9 protein-coding genes, 1 pseudogene and 1 riboswitch are annotated in these 19,373 nt (G+C 59.7%); of the genes and pseudogenes, 5 read left to right on the plus strand and 5 right to left on the minus strand.

The genetic code is table 11. The features are described 5' to 3' along the window. Window positions 1-87 precede the first annotated feature (87 nt). Window positions 88-8,218: pseudogene (locus BW09_RS00570) on the minus strand (beta strand repeat-containing protein). A 483-nt stretch (window positions 8,219-8,701) separates the two neighbouring features. Beyond that, a riboswitch (FMN riboswitch) is annotated at window positions 8,702-8,854 on the plus strand. Window positions 8,855-8,859: 5 nt separating this feature from the next. Between BW09_RS00570 and BW09_RS00575 the strand changes: the two are divergent. From BW09_RS00575 to BW09_RS00595, 5 genes are all read left to right on the plus strand, one after another. Beyond that, on the plus strand, window positions 8,860-9,525 hold the full coding sequence (locus BW09_RS00575) for an ECF transporter S component (protein ID WP_044088630.1): 666 nt from the start codon (window positions 8,860-8,862) through the stop codon (window positions 9,523-9,525). A gap of 82 nt (window positions 9,526-9,607) precedes the next feature. Then, a complete protein-coding gene (locus BW09_RS00580; protein ID WP_044088631.1) occupies window positions 9,608-12,085 on the plus strand; it encodes an energy-coupling factor transporter ATPase in 2,478 nt (825 codons plus the stop codon). 49 nt (window positions 12,086-12,134) lie between these two features. Continuing rightward, entirely contained in the window at window positions 12,135-12,440 is a 306-nt protein-coding gene (locus BW09_RS00585) for a YhbY family RNA-binding protein (protein WP_044088632.1), read from the plus strand. Between the two features lie 191 nt (window positions 12,441-12,631). After that, entirely contained in the window at window positions 12,632-13,297 is a 666-nt protein-coding gene (locus BW09_RS00590) for a TM2 domain-containing protein (protein ID WP_081886601.1), read from the plus strand. A gap of 293 nt (window positions 13,298-13,590) precedes the next feature. Then, window positions 13,591-14,013, plus strand: coding sequence for a hypothetical protein (locus BW09_RS00595; RefSeq protein WP_044088634.1), 423 nt, complete (start codon window positions 13,591-13,593; stop codon window positions 14,011-14,013). Between the two features lie 79 nt (window positions 14,014-14,092). Here the strand turns inward: BW09_RS00595 and BW09_RS00600 are convergent, their stop codons facing one another. The 4 genes from BW09_RS00600 to BW09_RS00615 all read right to left on the minus strand — a co-directional run bounded on the left by BW09_RS00600 (window position 14,093) and on the right by BW09_RS00615 (window position 19,372). After that, complete coding sequence (locus BW09_RS00600; protein WP_044088636.1) at window positions 14,093-15,079, minus strand: NAD(P)-dependent oxidoreductase; 987 nt, start codon at window positions 15,077-15,079, stop codon at window positions 14,093-14,095. Between the two features lie 63 nt (window positions 15,080-15,142). Beyond that, entirely contained in the window at window positions 15,143-16,639 is a 1,497-nt protein-coding gene (locus tag BW09_RS00605) for an MFS transporter (protein WP_044088637.1), read from the minus strand. A gap of 646 nt (window positions 16,640-17,285) precedes the next feature. Next, the gene (locus BW09_RS00610) at window positions 17,286-18,305 is read right to left on the minus strand and encodes an ABC transporter permease (protein ID WP_044088638.1); all 1,020 of its coding nucleotides are present in this window, start codon (window positions 18,303-18,305) and stop codon (window positions 17,286-17,288) included. After that, window positions 18,302-19,372 carry an ABC transporter permease gene (locus tag BW09_RS00615; protein ID WP_044088639.1) on the minus strand — a complete coding sequence of 357 codons (1,071 nt, stop codon included), beginning with the start codon at window positions 19,370-19,372 and terminating at the stop codon, window positions 18,302-18,304. Before BW09_RS00615 ends, BW09_RS00610 begins: the two co-directional genes overlap by 4 nt. Window position 19,373: the final 1 nt, after the last annotated feature.

The raw sequence follows: 19,373 nt of genomic DNA on the forward strand, positions 1-19,373 counted from the left end.
TGTTGTTGCTTCCCGACCTTCTGTTTCGGGAAACGACGTTGGCTGATATTGGTTGGCCCGCAGCCGAAGCTGCGGGAAATCTTGCGATTATGCGGTTGCGTGGCGTCCACGTCGGCGAGGCGGCGTTGTTGTGCCGCTCGAATTCGCCCGGAGATACCATGCGGTACCGAGACCGAGCAACAGCAGACCGAACAGTACGAACCATGCCGTGCCTTGACCGCCGGTTTCCGGCAGAGGTACGGAGTTCGTCACCGTGGCCACATACTCCTTGTTGCCTTCGCCTGTGGTGTTGTTCGGATCTGCGGCGTATGACACCGAGACCGAGTAGCCGGCATCGGCAGGCGTCTTGCAGCCTTCCTTGGCATCGGCTCCGACCGATGTCGTGCATTGGGTGATATCGCCTGTGCCGAACATCATCCAGGTTTCGGAAACGGTGTACGTGTAGTAGTGCAGGTTGCCGGCATCGTCCTTGAAGGCCACCGGCAGACCGGTGATCTTCTTGCGCCACGTGCTGCTCCACAGAGCGCCGTCGGAGGAATCCAATACGACGGTCCAGCCATTCGGCTGTTCCACGGCATTGCAATCACCGTCGAAGCACTGAATGGAGTCCGGCGTCACCTTCTCCCCCGCGTCGTTGGTGTACGTTGCCGTGATCTTCAATGCGATGGCATCCGGTCGTGCCACACGGCCGTAATCCTTCCACACCTTCTGCAGGGTGAGGTCCACGGTCTGGCAACCATCCTTGCCGCAAGGGTCCTGGCCGTCATCCGGCTCGGGGGGTGAAGCCGCCGTTGTTGTCTTCGACTGCGGCATCGAGCATGAGCACGGCCTTGGCGTCGGACACGTACACGCCGAGCGGCGCGGCCTCGTTCTTGACGCCCGTGGACGACGTTCCAGTATTCGAGCCGCCCACATTGTTAGCCATCACGGCGTCCGTGTAGTCGGAGAACTGCTTGATTACGGTATTCTCAGCCAGATGAGCCACGTCATAACGGTTCAGGTTCAGCGTGAGCACGCCTGCGGTACCGCTCGCCGTACCATCAGCCTTTGTGGCATTGTCCATGTGCGATCCGTAAGTGAATTGCTTGCGTTCGGCAGTCAACGCATACGACCACGTCTCCGGCACATCACGATAGATGTGGTAGGTGTTGCCGTTGCCTTCGATACCATGCACAGTATTGAAGTCGTATACGGATTCGAGATTCGTCCTGCCGGAGAACGGACCGACCAGACCGGAAGCGCCACGAATCGTATCCGCATAAGTCATGTCGTTGTCTTCGAGCAGACCCTCGTCGTTCACGGCCACAAAGCCGCCTGCGTAACCGGTCGCGCCGGTACCGTCCGACCCTTGGGTGGCGTCTCCGCCGAACACGTCATAGCCGTCGGCGATGCCCTGCACCGAAGAGGTTGCGATCTTCGTGCGATTGGCTTTGATCAGCTGGGCGTTGATATTGCTGACGGAATCAGGGTCGACGCCATCCTTCGAGCAGCCGACGCTGATCTTGGAATCGCCAATGAAGATGTATGCGGTGTCTTCGGTGTCCGTGCCGGTCTTATCGAGGGCAACGCCGATCTTCAGCCCAAGCAGGTTGACATACAATGCATTGCCGTCGGTGAACAGCTCCAGATCGATGAACTTGGTCAATGGGCCGAACAACTGGTCCTTATAATGACTCAGATTGTTGCCGATATTCTCGATCTTTTCGACGTATAGGAGTTTGAGCAGCGGATTGATAATCCACTTGACCAGCAGATTCACCAGCGCGGAGTTCGCTTTGGCGTCCACCAGATACGCTTTCGTGGTCTGTCCGGCGAAACCGCCGGCGAGTTCGCCGCTCGATGCCTTCTTGAAATTGGTCACCGAACTGCCTGAGATGCGGGAAAGGTCGGCATAACCGGTGAAACCTGCGGCGATCTCCTCACCCTTGCGATGAGTGGCATCAGTCAACGATTCATCACGGCCATAGTCCTCACCGTTATGTGTAGCGGTGACGGTAAAGCCTGCGCTGATACCAGCAACCGAGGAATCCTCCACATGAGAACCCCAGATGTCCATAACGCCGGCGGTCAATCCGGCGAGTACGGAATCGGCGGCTGTCACCTTGTCGGCGCTCACTGTGCCTGACTTGCCGAGATGGCCGATGAAACCACCCGTGTAGTTCAGGCCGGTCACGCTATTGAGGTTGGTGACCGTGGACTTCTTCACCGAACCATTGATCAGGCCGCCGCCGAAGCCACCGGCCGCGCCGGTGAATCGCGTGCTATCGAGCATGCCATAGGTTTGGGCCGTATGCGCGTTGACCTGAATGCCATCCGGCACGCCGGCCACGCGACCGTCGTAGATGAACACGCGGAAGGCTTCCAGCACACCGATATTGCCGACCTTGAGCAGTTTCAGCACCAGGTTGGTGTCGTCACCCGTGCCGGCGGTGTTGCCGCCGACCGATGCCACGCTGGATACGTCGGCCAGGCCGAAGAAGCCACCGGCGTATTGGCCGCCTTCTACGGCACGCAGGTCGGATACGGTTACTGCAGCGGGATCCTTGGATACGTCCGCGGCGGTTCCTGTGCCCTTGGCCGAATCCTTGTCTCCGAGAATCGCAGCCTGCAACGAGCCGGCAAACCCGCCGGCATTGATGGCGTACTGTATATCGCCCTGTTCATCGGTGTAAGCACTCTCAACGGTATAACCCCAGTCGCTGCTGTCCGCGCTGACATGTGCACCGCGAATGGTCACCACGGTGGCCTGCAGCACATTGATCAGACCGCCAGGGTTGACGTCCTGAATGAGCTGGTCGATCACGCCCTGGAGGAATCCGCTGGATGCATTGGTATTCACGTCGGCAACCGAACCGGATGTGGCGATGCCCACATAACCGCCCACATTGTTGCGGCCGGAGACCTTACGCAGATTGGTCACATTCGCACCGGCAGCCGCACTCGCCTCGGTGCCATCGGCCAGCGTATTGCCATTGGCGTCGCGGTCGCCCCAGATCTGGGCACCGACCGCCAAACCGACATAGCCGCCGGCATTACCAGTGCCATGAGTGATATCCGTACCTGTGGCCTCGACCTTCATGCCCTTGCGGTAGCCATTCACGCTGGAGGATTTGGTGACAGGGACAAACACCTCGGCCACGCCAAGCAGCTGGGCCAAGCTCAGGTTCAGGCCCTTCTCCCCCAGCAGCTGCACGGAGCCGAACTGGGCCGCCGTACCGGATTCCATGGTGCCCGCGTAGCCGCCGGCCGCACGCATGGCGGACACGGCTTTCACGTCCAGCGACTGGCCATCGGTAATGGTGCCCGTACGCATCAGGCCGACATGACCTCCTGCTACGCCGGAATCCAGCAGATCGGCATCATTGGAGTATTCGCTGCGGCCTGCCACCACATTGAAACCATAGATGTATCCGTCAAGCTGACCAGTGGAGGTGATGGTGTCGGAGTTCTTGATGAGCTCTGCGAATTCCTTACCGTATGCGCCATTGATGCCTACGGCTTTCACCCATGCCTGCCACGTGTCGAGGTCGAGATTGCGCAAGGGGCCGGTGACTTCCGAATGCTCTTCGGTGGGATACGCCATCTTCAAGGCGCCCAGCAGATTGTTGACCTTGATCAGGCCGAACAGCAGGCTGAGATTGCCGGTTTCGGCGGTATCGGCCGATTCCATGAACCCGGTGAAGCCACCGGCGAGTTCTGCACCATACACCGAACGGATACGCGCGGCATATGCCTTGCGCTTGGGTCCGCTATACCCGTTGTCGTCGTTCTCGCTTTTCCAGCTGGAGCTGTTGTTGCCCCAGATGTGTCCGCCTTCATTGTGGCCCACGTAACCGCCAGCCATACCACGGCGAATGCCCGCTTCCGAAACGGCTTGCGCGCGAATCGCGGCACCACATGGCACCGCGTCCGTGGAGGAGTTGCGAATCGTCGGCACGAAGTCCTGCAATACGGACGCAAGAGCCTCATCGGTATCGACCAGTCCGGACAGTATCGAGGAATGCTCTCCAAGGATGTCCGCCGCATCGCCCGGCGCGATTCCACCGGCATAGCCACCTGCCGTGATCTGACCGATGATATAGGCGAAGTTATGGGAATTGGAATCCTGGATATGCCCGCCCATCACACGGCCGGCGAAACCGCCGGCTTCTCCAAGAGGATTATCCGCACTGCCTGGAGTGGCGGTGCCACCGCCGACAACCGTATTCTGTTCGCTTGTGTCGCTGGCGATGACCGAATAGCCGGCGGCGTCACCGGTCACGTCGGAGTGTTCGATGGTGGAGACCACCACCGAGAGCACGCTTGCCACACCGTCGAGCGTCAGGTTCTGGCCGAGCAGGCTCAGGCCATTGCCCACGGAGGCGGCGGAGCCGATGTCCATCTTGCCGATGTAGCCGCCGGCGTAACGCTTGCCGTCAATCGCATACGCGCTCTTGGCGGTATCGAAGTATGACGACCCGTCGGCACCTTCGAGAGCTTTCGGCTCGGTGACCTTGGTGTAGCGCAATTGCGTCACATTGGAATGAGAAACCTGCACGCCGGAGCCGTAGCCTATGAAACCGCCGGCGGAACCGGACTGCGCATCAGTCTGATCGAGACGGTCAGCGGAAACGACGAGGCCCGGGTTCTTCGGATCGCTGATGGCATTGCCGCTGGCATCGGCTGCTACCGTTGTCGCATCGCTTTTCACTGAGGCATACGAGATGTACGGCACGTAGCCTTGCACCAAATCCACCAGATTGTTCAACTGCACGGTGCCGAGTTTGCCGAGCAGACTGATGCCGCCCTTGCCGGCAGAGGCAAGCGCGCCGGATACCACCTTGCCGCCGAAGCCGCCTGCATATGCGCCGCCGGCAACATGGTCGAGATTGATGACCGCGGCGTAATCGTCTGCAGCGACACGCGTCTGAATAGCCTGCATCGCCATGTCTTCCAGTTCCTTGCTGGAGAACTGGTTGACTTTGCCGCTCTGCAGGTCGCCTGCAAAACCGCCAGCCGTATCGGCTTCCACATAGCCACCGTTCACGTAAGACACGGTGGTGTCCTTGTAGTCCGGGATCAGATACGGCACTGCGCCAAGCAGGTCGTCGATGGAGATGAGCGAACCGGTCAGCGGATTCTTCAGCGCATCCGAATCATCGGAATCGCTGACGGCTTCCGCCAGGCCACCGGTTGTTGAATAGCCGACGAAACCGCCGGCCATGCCGTCCGACATGGTGCTGTCTGCGATGACGGACTTGAGGTTCGCAACATGGCTTTCACGGGTTTTCGTGCTGTTCGCCTGACCGTAGAAACCGCCTGCGGCATAGGTGTTGGTTTCACCGTTGGTGTTGCTGCCTGTCGCCTGAACGGTGAAGCCGCTTGCGATGCCGGCCACATTGGACTGCGTCACTTCGACAGAGGAGTATTCGGCGACCGAAAGCAGACCGGACAGTTTGACCAGGCCGAGAAGGTTCAGGCTGTTCGCCCCAACGGTGTCTCCCGGGCCGGAAAAACCGATGAAACCGCCAGCTTCTCCCCGTGCTTCCACACTGGTTACTGCGCTCAGATTCGTGTTGGTGATATCACCACCGGTAGCGCAACCGATTGCACCGCCAGCCCGATAGTCGCCCGCCTTCACCGACCATCCGTCTTGAATGCCTTGCATGGTCACGTTGTCAACGGTGAATGGCGCGAATTGATCAAATTTCTGGAGCATGGTCAAGTCGCCGATTTTCACGACGCTGTTCAGCAAGCCGGCGACAGTGGTCGGCTGAAGATTGCCCGCAATGCCGCCTGCATATGAACCATCAGCCTGGATCGAACGCAACCCTTTGACGACAGTTGAACGCTGCTGCGGGATGGCACGTGAACTGTCGTATTTCCAGAATGACAGATCTGCGATACGTTCCTGAGTCGAATCGGCGATAATCGTGCCCGAGCCATCGCCTATAAGACCACCGGCGTAGTCACCCTGAGAGGTGACGGTGATGTCGCCGTCCATCTGCGCGCCAAGGACAACGGACGGATTGACCCCGGCGATGGTCAGCAAAGCGCCGGCGCCGTCGGGATTGGTGCCAAGCAGTTTGGTGAGGATAGTCGTGAGGTTTTTGACCAAAGAGGTATCGGAGAGCTTCTCATCCGAATCGGTGCCCGCTTCCAAACCCCAGCCGGCCGAAGCTCGACCGGTAAAACCGCCAGCATGGGATGCCGTAGCGACGACATTCACAGCTGCGCTCAAGGAATCATTGATCGCATAAGCATTCGCCAAGCGCCCTGCGAATCCGCCCGCATAGTTTTCTGCGGTAATCTCCACCAGGCCCTGGCCGCCGGTCACACTAAGGGACGACTCTTCGATGAGGCTTTGCGGGCGCAATGCGGAAAGAATCGTGATGCCCAATGATCCAAGCAGACCGCCGACTTCACCGTTGCGGCTCACGCCGACGAATCCACCTGCATACTTCCCGGCCTTCACGGAAAACGCGTTCTCACTGGTCACTGAGGATTGTTCAATGATCGCGCCGATCTGCGCACCGACGAATCCACCTGCATAATCCGAATCATCATTGCCGATCACAGTGTTCTGTTTGAAGTTCACCACATGCGAGTCGGAGATCTCCGGGTTGTAGTAGCCGACCGGCACCAAAGCGTTCAGGCCCAACGTGCTGCCGAGCAGCCAGTCGACAAGGTCGCCCAAGCCCAGAAATGGAATCACGTTCAGAATATCCGTGAGCACCGTAATGAGTGTGCCCAGCGACTCCGAAGCGATATCGTACCGGGTTGCACCCTCAACGTAGCCGGCGAATCCGCCGGTCATCCCTTTGACATTCGCGACAGTGGCGTCTGCGACCTCGCAACCGGTCACCTTGACATCACCATAGATACGACCTGCGAACGCACCGGTCGCGAAATTGGACGGGTTGTTCTTGTGCACGGTGAGCAGTTCATCCAGACCAAGGCCCAGTGGTTTGAGCAGCAAGCCGACCAACTTGAGCAGAGCAGATACCAGTGTCTCATCCACGTGAGCGACCGTGGCGTTGTTGCTCACGGTCACATCGTCAAGCTTCAGATTGGCGACCGTGACCGTGCCCAGGCTCTGCACACCACCTTTGTTGTTGCCGTTGTTCGTGATGCTCGAAGTGCTCGTGATCGACGCGAAGAAGCCGATGCCCTGCTGCTTGTCCACATCGAGGTTGCCTTCGGGCTGATTCACCACAACATGAGCGATAACCGGCTTAGCGGGGTTGTTCTTTACACCGGGGCCATCCGCATCAATCACATCGAATAGAGCGCCGGCTGTCGCGGCGTCGGCGACTACCGCGCCGAGCATGGTCCCGGAGAACATCAACGGTGACCAGTCCGTGCTGTTCTGATCAGCGGCATTACGGGACAGATCGATATCGCGGAAGATGATGTAGTTCCCATCCGAGGCGTAGCTCAAGCCGGTATTGGGGCCATATGTGCCGTCTGTCACGTCCAGACGATTGCCATGAGCGTCCTTGACGAAGTATTTGGTTCGAGTGGAACCAAGAATAAGGCTGAGACCGCCATCATGGTCATCGAAATTCTCGTCACGCAATGTATCGTTATCAGCCAAATCGGCATCACCGGCATACGCCACCGATTCATCGCCGGCATCCTGCCACTCAAGTTTTGGCAGCAGCACACTTCCTGTATTGACTACCTTCTGCGGAACCTGATAAACAGTGCCGCCAACGACCTTCTTGCCGGAACCTATGGCGCGCAACTGCTGCTCATTGCCGATCAAGATGTAGGTCTTACCGCCGATCTCCTTCGTGACCTGTCCTGCGTAGTCTCGGCCGCCTAACGTATCAGCGACCGCTCGCGCCGGCTCGGTCGCGCCGGAGGACCCAACGGCATCATCGGACGCAGCATTGTCGGCATTGTCGGTCTGGGCATGGTCGGCTTCGGTATCATCGGCCGACTGCGTATCGGCGGAATCATCGCCGGCATCCAGAATGGTCCTCGTGGTGAATGCGGAGTGCGCGTCAGAGGGGAACTGCCCGATCTCAGATATTTGAGAAGATGACGTTTGAGCAGTTGCAGTATCGTTGCCGTCACCTGATGTGCGTCGCAGTGTTTCCGCAGCGGACACGATGGTGGAATCCGTGACCACAGCACCATTGGAAATCACGGTGACTCCTGAAGAGGAGCCTGAAACCGCAGAACCTGCGGAAGTCTGACCATAAGCAGCTGGGATTGCGCAGGTGAGCGTCATTGCGGAAACCAATACACCGGCAATGACTCGAATACCCGTTGGGGCGTGCTTCGCACCCCCGCCTTCGCGGAACCCTTGGACCTAGAAACAACCGGTCCTACGCGCATCTTCTCACCTCTCCCTACGGCGCAGTGAACGATTCGTGAAATTACACCGAATAATTACCCCCCCCCGGACTTAATAATTGGGCATAGGCGACTGAACTGTCTCAATACACGATGCAGAAACGAACAATCACCGTGATGGTGCGAACACTGCACAATGGCGTGATTACTGGGTTTCCGACCCGGCATCAACCGAAAACGAACAGTATCGAACTGTATCGTTATCGCTCACAGCAACAAAAAATGAACATATGAAACAATGCCCGCAACGTAGACACGCCGACATTTCGGGGGGTGCTTCCCCCCTGTTTTCGTATCGCTATCAGGCGAAATGAAACAGCGCTTGCATCTGTACGCCCTATGGCGTATGAATATTGGCTGTCAGTTTCAGGGAAGGTGCAATTCCTTACTGGCGGTGATGCCGCATCCGGGATTCATAACGGAAATGCAGGCGAGCCCGCGACCCGCGAAAGCGGCCGATTCGGTGAGAATCCGAAGCCAACGGTTACAGTCCGGATGGAAGAAACGAGGGCTCACATGAGCATTTCTTCGCGTATTCGCATGCAGGTTGTCCGTTCCGTCGCGCCTGAGGCGCAGGGGGCTGGTTCGGATTCAGGTTCCGCCGCCGGCGACGTCTCCAACGCCAAGCTCGGCTCGCATTCGACCGGTGTGGCCGATTCCGGCCGCTGGTCCACCAAGCGCATCGCCATGTACGCCTTGTTCGTGGCGTTGGCCATGGTCACCAGCTTCATCGAATTCCCGATCACCCCGGTCACATGGCTGAAGTACGACCCGTCCGGCATCGTATGCCTGATCGCCGGCTTCGCCTTCGGCCCCTCCGCAGCCGCGATCGTCTCCGTGCTCGGCTTCGTACCACATCTGTTCGCCGATCCGTGGGGCACGCTGATGGCGGTGCTCGTGGCGCTGTGCCTATCCGTGCCGGCTTCGTTCATCTACCGCGCGAACCGCACTCGCAAGGGCGCGCTTATCGGCATTCTGGTCGGCGCGGTGCTGGCCATTGTGGCCGCGCTCCTCGGCAACCTCGTGGTGACGCCGATCTACGCACATATGACGGTGCAGGCTGTGGCCGCGATGATCCTGCCGATCCTGCTGCCGTTCAACGTGGCCAAGATGGCGATCCACGCTGTGGTGACCTTCCTGATCTACAAGCCGATCTCCAACCTGCTCGCCAAGCAGCAGTGAATCCACGCTCCGTTTGATGCGTCATGAGCCGCAATAGCCCGTGGCGCATCAAACTGTATATGAAGGCCCCAGGAAGTGATTCATGAGCGATAGCCACTCCCCGGACATGTCACCCATCGCCGAATTGCGCCATGTCCGATTCAGTTACGACCATGGCGCCACATGGGCGCTGGATGATGTATCCCTGACCATTCAACCCGGGGAGCGAATCTGTCTGGTGGGTCCTAACGGTTCGGGCAAGTCCACGTTGGCTCGGCTGATTGCGGGATTGACCGCCCCAGACGGCGGTGACATCACCCTGTTGGGGCATCACGTGTTCGGCTCGGACTCCGGCCCGGATGCCGACGCCTATCGTGCGGCGCGCAGGGGCATCGGCATGGTGTTCCAGAACCCCGAGGATCAGATCGTCACCACCATCGTGGAGGATGACATCGCATTCGGACCGGAGAACCTCGGCATCCCCCGCGAAGACATCGGGATGCGCATAGCGAGAACGCTCGAATCCGTGGGCCTGTCCTCACACCGGGGTTCCGATCCGACCCGTATGAGCGGCGGGCAGCAGCAACGCACGGCCATCGCCGGCATGTTGGCCATGAATTCACGGATACTGGTGCTCGACGAGCCTACCGCCATGCTGGATGAGACGGCTCGTGGCGAGGTCATGGCCATCCTCGATACGCTGCAGACTCGGGGCACCACAATCATCCATGTGACGCATAGACCTATGGAGACCCTGCACGCCGACCGTGTAGTGCACATGGAAGGCGGCCATATCACGGCAATCGCGGCATCACACGATGCCGAACCACACGATGCCGAACCACATGGGACCGACGGCGCAGGCACTGTAGTCCCAGCTACTGCCGACATAACATGCCCCGACCCCGCCGTCGGTACCGTTGCCGCGGGGGCCGCACCGACCTCACCACTGCCGCTGCTGGGACAGAAGGAGCCCGCCGCAATGTCTCCGGCCATCCAAGTGCGGCATCTGAGCTACCGATATGGTTCCGGGCGGACCGTGATCAGAGACCTCTCCTTCCATATGGATGCCGGCAAGACCGTGGCGCTGATGGGTGCCAACGGTTCGGGCAAATCCACGTTGGCGCGCCTGCTGTGCGCGCTGGCCAAGCCTGTGGTCGGCAGCGTCGAAGTCGCCGGCGTTCCGGTCGCAAGTATGACGGCGACCGCATGCACACGACGCAACGGCAAGCCCCGTCTGGCGAACCGCAGGCAACTGGCGGAGCTGCGACGCCATGTCGGGTATGTGATGCAACACCCCGAACACCAGCTGTTCGCCGATACGGTGGCCGAGGACGTGGCCTATGGGCCACGCAACCAGGGGTTGGGCGAGTCCACTGTGCAGGAACGTGTGAAGCAGGCGTTGGAGATGCTGCACATCGCGCATCTGGCGGACCGCTCCCCCTTCGATCTTTCCGGAGGGCAGCAGCGTCTTGTCGCCATCGCTGGCGTGGTGGCGTGCCGGCCGGATGTGCTCATCATGGATGAGCCCACGGCAAGCCTTGACGTGCACGCCACTTCGAGGATACATGAGCTGATCCGCACCCTGAAGGCACAGGGGGTGACCATGCTGATCGTCACCCACGACCGTGCGGAAGCGTATGCACTGGCGGACCGAGTGGTGCGGATGCCCGACGCGCATGACGCCCCCATGGCATCGGATGGCGTCCGTCCCGATCTCGCGCAAGCTGGAACACACACTGCGACTTCGAGCGCGCAGGCCCCGTCGTCCGCCGGGCAATCGGCCATACAAGCCGTACACCCGACGTCAACCAAGCAATCGGTGATGCAGCGACTGGACCCCCGCGCGAAGATGGTCTGTTTCCTCGCCGCGATGTTCACCATGTTCGCAGTGAACACGCCGATTCAGCTTGGTTTGGGCATCGCCCTGACCTTGGGGATGATTGCCGCCGCACGCCTCAATCCCCTGCGTCTGATCGCCGCCATCCACCCGATTCTGGCATTGCTGGCGCTGATGAGCCTCGCCAACCTGGTGGTCGTGCGAACAGGACCCACGCTCGTGGCATGGGGACCGTTCAGCATCACCGGCGACGGCGTCACCATCGCCGTGCTGTACACCTGTCGTTTCGCATTGGTGATCATCATGGGTGCGATCTTCCTGAACACCACGACGCCGACCGCCATGACCGACGCCTTCGCGTCCTTGCTCAAACCGTTGCGGCACCTCGGCATACACACGCAGGAAATCGCTTTGGTGATGAGCCTGGCACTGCGCTTCATCCCCACATTGACCAGCGAGACCACATCGATCATCAACGCTCAGGCCGCACGCGGAGGCACAGTGGAAACCGGATCGCTCCCGCAGCGCGTCAAAGCGATGAGCGCAATCATCGTGCCCGTGTTCGCCGGCACCTTGCGCCATGCCGACAATCTCAGTCTGGCATTGGACGCGCGCTGCTATGAGGAGGGCATCACGCGCACGCATTGGCGAGTCTTCTCCCCGAGCTGGCGCGATGCGGCGTTCACGATGATAATCGTCTGCTATATCGCGGCGATCATCGCCATGAACATCCTCGCATGACCGGCCCGGCGGCTATGCTGTTGTGGTTACTTGACGTAAGGATGAACCCATGGCATTGACCAAGAAGCAAATCAAGCAGCTGCGCGCACTGTCCAACTCACTCAAGCCGTTGTTCTATGTAGGCAAGAACGATCTCACGGAAGCCGCCATCAAGCAGGCCGACGAGACCATCGAGGCGCATGAGCTGATGAAATGCGCCGTGCAGGACGGTTCCGGCATGACCGCCAAGGAGGCCGCCGCCGATCTCGCCGACCAGTTGGGTGCGGAAGTGGTGCAGTCCATCGGCAACCGCTTCGTCCTCTACCGCGCTTCACAGCGCGAGGATATCGAGCACATCAAGCTGGTGCGCGAATAAGCCTCGTATACGGTATTGCTGACACATCGGAAGGTCGGTGAGGGAAACCCACCGACCTTCCGATGTGTTCAGGGCGGTATCGCCTGTCACGCATCCTATTCGGGACGAAATATGAGAAGATGTGTATCAATGACGTATGCATCACAGCTCCATGCGACTTATGTGATGCCGCAGTTTCAAGAAGGGACCTGATGATGAGCAACGCACAACAACCGTACGACACGACCAATCCCGAACCCGACACTCCAGCGGAGAACACTCCCCAGGCTTCCCCATCGTCCGCACATGCTCCGGCCGCACCCGCCTATGGGCAATCGGAACAGACACCATATGCCCAGACGGAGCAACCGCAATACGCGCAACCACAGCAGCCGCAATACGCGCCTTACGGCCAGCCGACGGCGGCCCAGCCCAATCCGTATGCGCAACCCGCGAACCCATACACCCAGCCGCAGTATGGCGCACCGCAGTATGGCGCGCCGCAGCCCGCAGCCCCACAGTACGGCGCTCCGCAATATGGCACCCCACAATATGCAGCCCCACAGCCCGGGGCTCCGCAGTACGGGGCTCCACAGTATGGCGCTCCGCAGTACGGCGCCGGTTATTCCCAAAAATCCAAACTGGCCGCAGGGCTTCTCGGCATCTTCCTGGGCGGTCTGGGCGTGCACAACTTCTATCTGGGCAACACCGGCAAGGCCGTGGCTCAGCTGCTGCTCACCTTGGTCGGATGGGTGCTGTTGGGATTGGGACCCATCGCAGCCGCCGTCTGGGGACTGGTGGAGGGCATCCTGATTCTGACCAGCCAGTATGGTTCTCCATGGCATCGCGATGCCAATGGTCTGGAGCTTATTGACTAAGTGGTCAGCACTATATCCAATACGCCACCAAAACAAACAATGCAAATGTTCGCTTTTATACAAAAAGAACACCGAACGCCAGAAATCTCACACAACGCCCCAAAGCGGTTACCACCATATGAATTGTTCGTTAATCAGCCTAATTAAGCCGTTTTTGCTGCTATTCTAAGGAACCAGCACAAGCCAATGTGCCCATCCTTGCCCATCTGAGCAAGGATTGAAGATGTGCGTTTAACTACGTAATCGAACACCACATGCTATGGCATGCGCAGCTTCCGGCGAAAGGAACAATCATGGCGGAGCAGGAGAAAGTCATCATCGTAGACCCCGATCTGTTCAACAAGGATGCGGACACCAAGACATCCCACGGCAACGAGGTCGCCAAGAAGTTCGGCATCAGCGACCAGGCGCTGGACGAGGTCGAGTACTTCAAGCAGCAGCTCACCAACCACAACGCATGGGATCTGCCGTTCATGGGTTACGTGAACGAGGACGGCTACGGCTACGCCTACGTGCCGGATGCCGCCATCACCGAACACCCGTACTGGGATGCGCACAAGGCTTTCCTTGCGCTGCCTGAGGACGTGCAGACCGCTTTCGCCATCCGCATGCTGTTCACCCACCGTGAGGTGGATCGCTACGGTGCCGCCATGTTCCTGCACTACCAGCGCGGCTTCACCGTGAAGTTCGAGGGTACCGGCGCGAACCAGTGGTGATTGGCGCTTCCCGCCATCATCACGTAAAAGGGGTACGGACAACGACGTCCGCACCCCTTTGTTATGTCGCCACCGCCATTCATCGACAGGCGAGGTTGATGAACTCCTGATGGTGCGCGTAACGGGACACATTGTTCAACGCGATGCCGATGATGCGATCGCCCGTGGATTCCAGATGATTGCCTCCCGCCACGTGAGGGGTGATCAGGCATCGCGGCTCGCTCCACAGCGGGCTCGACTCGGGCAATGGCTCAGGTTCGGTGACATCCAGACCAGCACCCCAAATACGGTTCTCCCGCAATGCAGCGGCAAGCGCATCCGCATCGACGGCGTCTCCCCTACCGGCGTTGATCACAATGGCAGTGTCCTTGAGTTTTGCAAGACGTCTGGCATCTAGCAGATGATGGGTCTGGGGCGAATGCGGGACCGCGAGCGCCACCACATCGGCCAACGGCAGCAACGCATCCAAGCGCTCAAACCCGTACATCTTCTCCATGCCTTCCGCAGGCACCTCAGGATGACGGCGTACACCAAACGTGCGCATGCCCACTCCTTGTACCAGCCGTGCGAAATGCGAACCGATGTCCCCGGTGCCGATAATGAGCGCGATGCCACCCTGCGGGCTCAGCGCCCGCCCCACGTCTTCCCACCGACGGTCACGTTGGTTGGAGGCATACCGGTTGATGTTCCTCATCAGCGCCCACATCATGGCGAACATGTGCTCGGATACGCTCTGTCCATATGCGCCGCTGGCACTGGTGACCATGACGCCACGCGGCAATACGCCGGGCCGAAGATACGGATCCACTCCTGCACTGAATGTCTGCAGCCACTCGAGCCGTGCGTATCGCCCGACCTCGGACACCGGAATGTTGCCGATGACCGCAGTGGCCCGGTATTTCAGTTCGTCAGGAACCTCCACAGGCCAGACCATATCCCCACGATGTGCCTCACACCCCACAAACTGCTGCGGCACGTCCCGCGCGGCCTTGGCAAACGCCTGACGCTCGGATTCGTTCAGCGGCAGACAGTTGACTATCAGCTTATCCGTGTTCTCGATTCCCATATTCCAACAACCTAGGCGTCAGTACGGATATTGTGTCAACAATGCGCTTGCCTTGCGCCTGCGTCAGACCTTTATGGCCCCACGACGCGCACGGATGCGGAAGGCGGACGCCAGACACCCCCATCCGATCAGACAGATCACGATCATCACGGCGAAGGTCCATGCACCGCCCACTGCGGTGGCGTGCGCGAACCGTGGCGTTCCCTCGGCCCCGGCACCGGCCTGGGCCACGGTCAGCACGGTGGAGAACAGGGCTGTACCCGCTGCGCCGCCGAACTGCAGGCAGGTGTTGAAGATGGCGTTGCCGTCCGGACGGAACTCATGCGGCACTTCGGACAGGCCGCTGGTCATCACATTCGCATTGCCGATGGCGTAGAAGAAACCGAAGATGAAATAGAATCCAGCCAGCAGACCGGGCGTGAGATGCATGGAGAAGACCAGCATGAGTACCGGTCCCAGGATTGCGATGCCCAGTGGGATGAGAATCGGCTTGACCGCACCGAACCGGTCATAGAACCAACCGCCCACGGGCGCGCACACAGCACCGATCAACGCACCGGGCAGCACCAGCGAACCGGCCACGAAAGCGGACGTGCCGAGTGAGAGCTGCGACACATTGGTGATCACATAACCATAGCCGATGCCCACCAGCGGCAGCAGTAGATAAGCGACGGCATGGAGCAGCACGGCTGGGTCACGCAGGATACCCAGCCGCAGCAACGGGGAGAAGGCACGCTGGGAGGTCTTGGCGAACAGGATCAGGGAGCCAAGGCCCACGATGAGACTCACTACGGCGATGATGCCGGGCCTTGCGGTCACTCCCCCACTCACCGCCGCGCTCACTGCCACGCCGCCCTGATTCAGGGCGAGGACGAGTCCCACCAGCGCCAGGACGATCAGACACAGCTGGACCGGATCGAGATAGGCGTCTTCGGTGGGCGTGCGCTGTTCAATGCAGATGCAGCCGATCACCGCGGCGATGAGCATCAACGGCACCGCGCCAACGAAAATCGCACGCCACGGCAGCACACTGGTCACCGCGCCACCCACGGTCGGGCCGATAGCCGGGGCGACGGTGATCACCAGTGAACCCACGCCCATCAGACGGCCGATCTTGGAACGCGGCGACTGCTCGAGGATGATGTTGATCATCAGCGGCGTGGCGACGCCGGAGCCGACGCCTTGGATGATGCGGGCCAGAATCATGAGCGGGAACGCCTGCGCCACGATCATGATGAGCGACCCGGTGACGCCGAGCGCCACAGCGGCCAGGAAGATGGCCTTGAGTCGGAACCGGCGCTTGAGGAACGAGCTGATCGGCATTGAGGCCGCCACGGACAGCAGGTAGATCGTGGTGATCCACTGCACGGTTGCGGTGTCGACGTTGAATTCGCGCATCAATGCCGGGAAGAGCACGGTCATCACGGTTTCGGTGAGGATGCCGATGAAGGCCAGCGATCCCACGGCCACGATGGCGCCGATGAGTCGCGGTGGAATGCGCTCGCTGTCTGCGGAGTTCTGGACGACGGCGGAATCGGGCTGCCGCTGCGATTGGGACATGATAGGTCTCCTCTACATCATCATTGTGAAACGTCTGGAAGTCAGGTTTACCAACCGGCGTGTGCAGTGCTGTATTGCTGTGGTACAGATAGGAGCGAGTCGCTTCTCGCGCAAACGCATCCCGTTACCGCCATCAAGGAATATTAGGGCTCATGGCAGACTCGGGCATTGCCATCCGAACATCAACTCACCATCGCCACCCGTCCACACCGCAAGGATTCACGAAACGCTCCACATCATCTTGAATCTTGTGTACTTGACTCATTTGCGCCTAGACCTTGTTCTCCGGAACCTCCCCACCGCAAGAAATCCAACATAGAAAACCAATAGATTCCAAGGCCAAAACAATCGAGCCGCATATGACAAACGCCACAGCCAAACCATGGGATTACCAGATACCAAAAACGCTGTGGGGCGCGCCCCTGGGTTATGAACCCGGGAACGCGCCCCACAGTGCGATGAAAGGAAGATAAGGAGAAGAAAGAGGTGGCGGGTGATGCACCGGGCCACTGCCGTGACCAGGAATGACCTCGGAGAGGCCTGGATGGCACCCGCCTATTCAGTTATCGTTATTCAGTTTCCGATATTCAGTTGTCTTGCAGCGTCCTTAGGGAGACGGCCTTTCGGCCCGGTAGCGCGGGCTACGCTACTTTTTCTCCCCGACCGCCATCACGGCGCGCTGCAGCACCACGAAGACGAGGATCATGAGGCCGACCACGATGGTGGTCCATTCGGCCGGCACACCGAAGTCGGAGGTGAGCGGGTCGAGGATGGAGCGGACCAGAGCGCCGAGCACAGAGCCGAGCACGTAGCCGAAGCCACCGGTGATGATCGTACCGCCGATGACCACGGAGGCCACAGCGTCGAGCTCCCAGCCGACACCGACGGTGTTCTTGGCGGAACCGATGTTCGCGGTGTACACGATGGAGGCCAAGGCGGCAAGGATCGCGGAGGTCAGGTAGATGGTGTACTGGGTGCGCTTGACCGGCAGACCCATGAGCTCCGCGGAGGAGCGCGAGCCGCCGATGGCGTAGATGGTGCGACCGGTGCGGGTGTGATGCAGGAAGATGTATCCGTAGATTACAACAATCAGAGCGATGATCACGCCGACGTTGAAGGACAGATCGTTGGAGATCTTCGGGTTGTCGATGATCTTGATCTCGTTGGCGATGAACGCGAAGTTGTTGTTGTCCGGGAAGGTCAGCGAGTCGGTGGAGATGATGGAGGCGATACCACGGGCCAGGAACATCGTAGACAGGGTCGCGATGAACGGCTGCATGTTGAATTCCTCGATCAGAGTACCGGCCAGCAGACCGAACACGGCACCGATCAGGAGCATGACGACCATGACCAGGATGGCGGGTACACCTGCGTTCGCCAGCTTCAGGCCGACGACTGCGGTGATGGCCACGATGGCGCCGACGGACAGATCGATGCCGCCGGTCAGAATCGGCAGTGTCATGGCCACAGCCAGAATGATCAGGTATGCGTGGTCGATGAACAGGGAGGAGATGAAGCCCAGTCGGATATAGGTGCCGAACAGTGCCTGTCCCATGATGATCATCAGCAGGAAGATCACGACGGCCGCGAGGGTCGGGATCATCTGACGATCGAGCTTGAAGCCCTTCTTGGGAGCCTTTACCTTGTTTGCCGTAGCTGTTGTCATGCTGCCACCGCCTTAGCTTGAGCCTTGAGCGCGCGCTTACGCTTCATTGCCGCACCCAGGTTGTGAATCTTGGGAGCCTGCATCACGCAGATCACAATCACGACGACGGCGAAGAAGGCCGGGGTTGCTTCGGCGTTGATGCCGAGGGTGATGATGGTCTTGCGGATCATGGCGATAATCACAGCGCCGACAGCGGAGCCGGCGAGGGAGAACTTGCCACCGAGCAGCGAGGTGCCGCCGATGACGACCGCCAGAATGGCGTACATTTCGAGGTCCTGACCGGTCTTGACCACGTCGACGCGCATCACGGATGCGGTGGCGAACAGACCTGCAATGGCCGCAAGGAAGCCGGACACGGCGTACACGAGGAAGAGGATCTTCTTCGGCTTGATACCGGTCATACGGGAGGCTTCCTGGTTGATGCCGACGGCCTCGATCATCATGCCCATTGCGGTCTTGCGGCACAGCAGGCCGACAAGAATCACAATGACGACGGCGATGACGAAGTTGGCGGGGATGCCCAGGATGAAGCCGTTGGCGATCCAGCGCAGCGGCTCGTTGCCGGCGACTGCGGAGGCATCGGTGTTCTCACCGGAGGTGATCACCTTGGCGATACCACGGCCTGCGAGCATCATGATCAACGTGGTGATGAACGGCTGGAGACCAAGCAGGGAGACCAGAGCGCCGTTGACGCAGCCGATGACCAGGCCGACGAGCAGGGCAATCAGGATAGACACCCACACGTTCACGCCATTGGACAGGGACTGCATGGCGGCGGCACCGGCCACCGCCATGACGGAGCCGACGGAAAGGTCGATGCCTGCGGTGGAGATGACCAGGGTCATGCCGGTGGCAATCATCAGGTATCGCGCGGATTCCTGAAGCATGGTAATCAGCGGGCCGGCCAGACCACCGGTGTTGGTGTTCCAGCTCAGAGCGAGGAAGTCATGCTGGAAGATGGTGCAGATGACAATCAGCAGGATGAATGCGACGACAGACCAGGTCAGGTTGTTGCTCAGCAGCTTCTTGACGAGGGCATTGCCCTCTTCCTTTGCCTTTTCAGCCATC

Origin of the sequence: Bifidobacterium sp. UTCIF-1 (genome assembly GCF_006408915.1) — a bacterium.
Lineage (GTDB): Bacteria > Actinomycetota > Actinomycetes > Actinomycetales > Bifidobacteriaceae > Bifidobacterium > Bifidobacterium reuteri.

Bases quoted from the DNA above. Each gene is read 5' to 3' on its own strand.
- BW09_RS00615 (WP_044088639.1), bottom strand. From the start codon at position 19,372: ATGGCTGAAAAGGCAAAGGAAGAGGGCAATGCCCTCGTCAAGAAGCTG.
- BW09_RS00575 (WP_044088630.1), top strand. From the start codon at position 8,860: ATGAGCATTTCTTCGCGTATTCGCATGCAGGTTGTCCGTTCCGTCGCG.
- BW09_RS00595 (WP_044088634.1), top strand. From the start codon at position 13,591: ATGGCGGAGCAGGAGAAAGTCATCATCGTAGACCCCGATCTGTTCAAC.
- BW09_RS00610 (WP_044088638.1), bottom strand. From the start codon at position 18,305: ATGACAACAGCTACGGCAAACAAGGTAAAGGCTCCCAAGAAGGGCTTC.
- BW09_RS00580 (WP_044088631.1), top strand. From the start codon at position 9,608: ATGAGCGATAGCCACTCCCCGGACATGTCACCCATCGCCGAATTGCGC.
- BW09_RS00590 (WP_081886601.1), top strand. From the start codon at position 12,632: ATGATGAGCAACGCACAACAACCGTACGACACGACCAATCCCGAACCC.
- BW09_RS00605 (WP_044088637.1), bottom strand. From the start codon at position 16,639: ATGTCCCAATCGCAGCGGCAGCCCGATTCCGCCGTCGTCCAGAACTCC.
- BW09_RS00600 (WP_044088636.1), bottom strand. From the start codon at position 15,079: ATGGGAATCGAGAACACGGATAAGCTGATAGTCAACTGTCTGCCGCTG.
- BW09_RS00585 (WP_044088632.1), top strand. From the start codon at position 12,135: ATGGCATTGACCAAGAAGCAAATCAAGCAGCTGCGCGCACTGTCCAAC.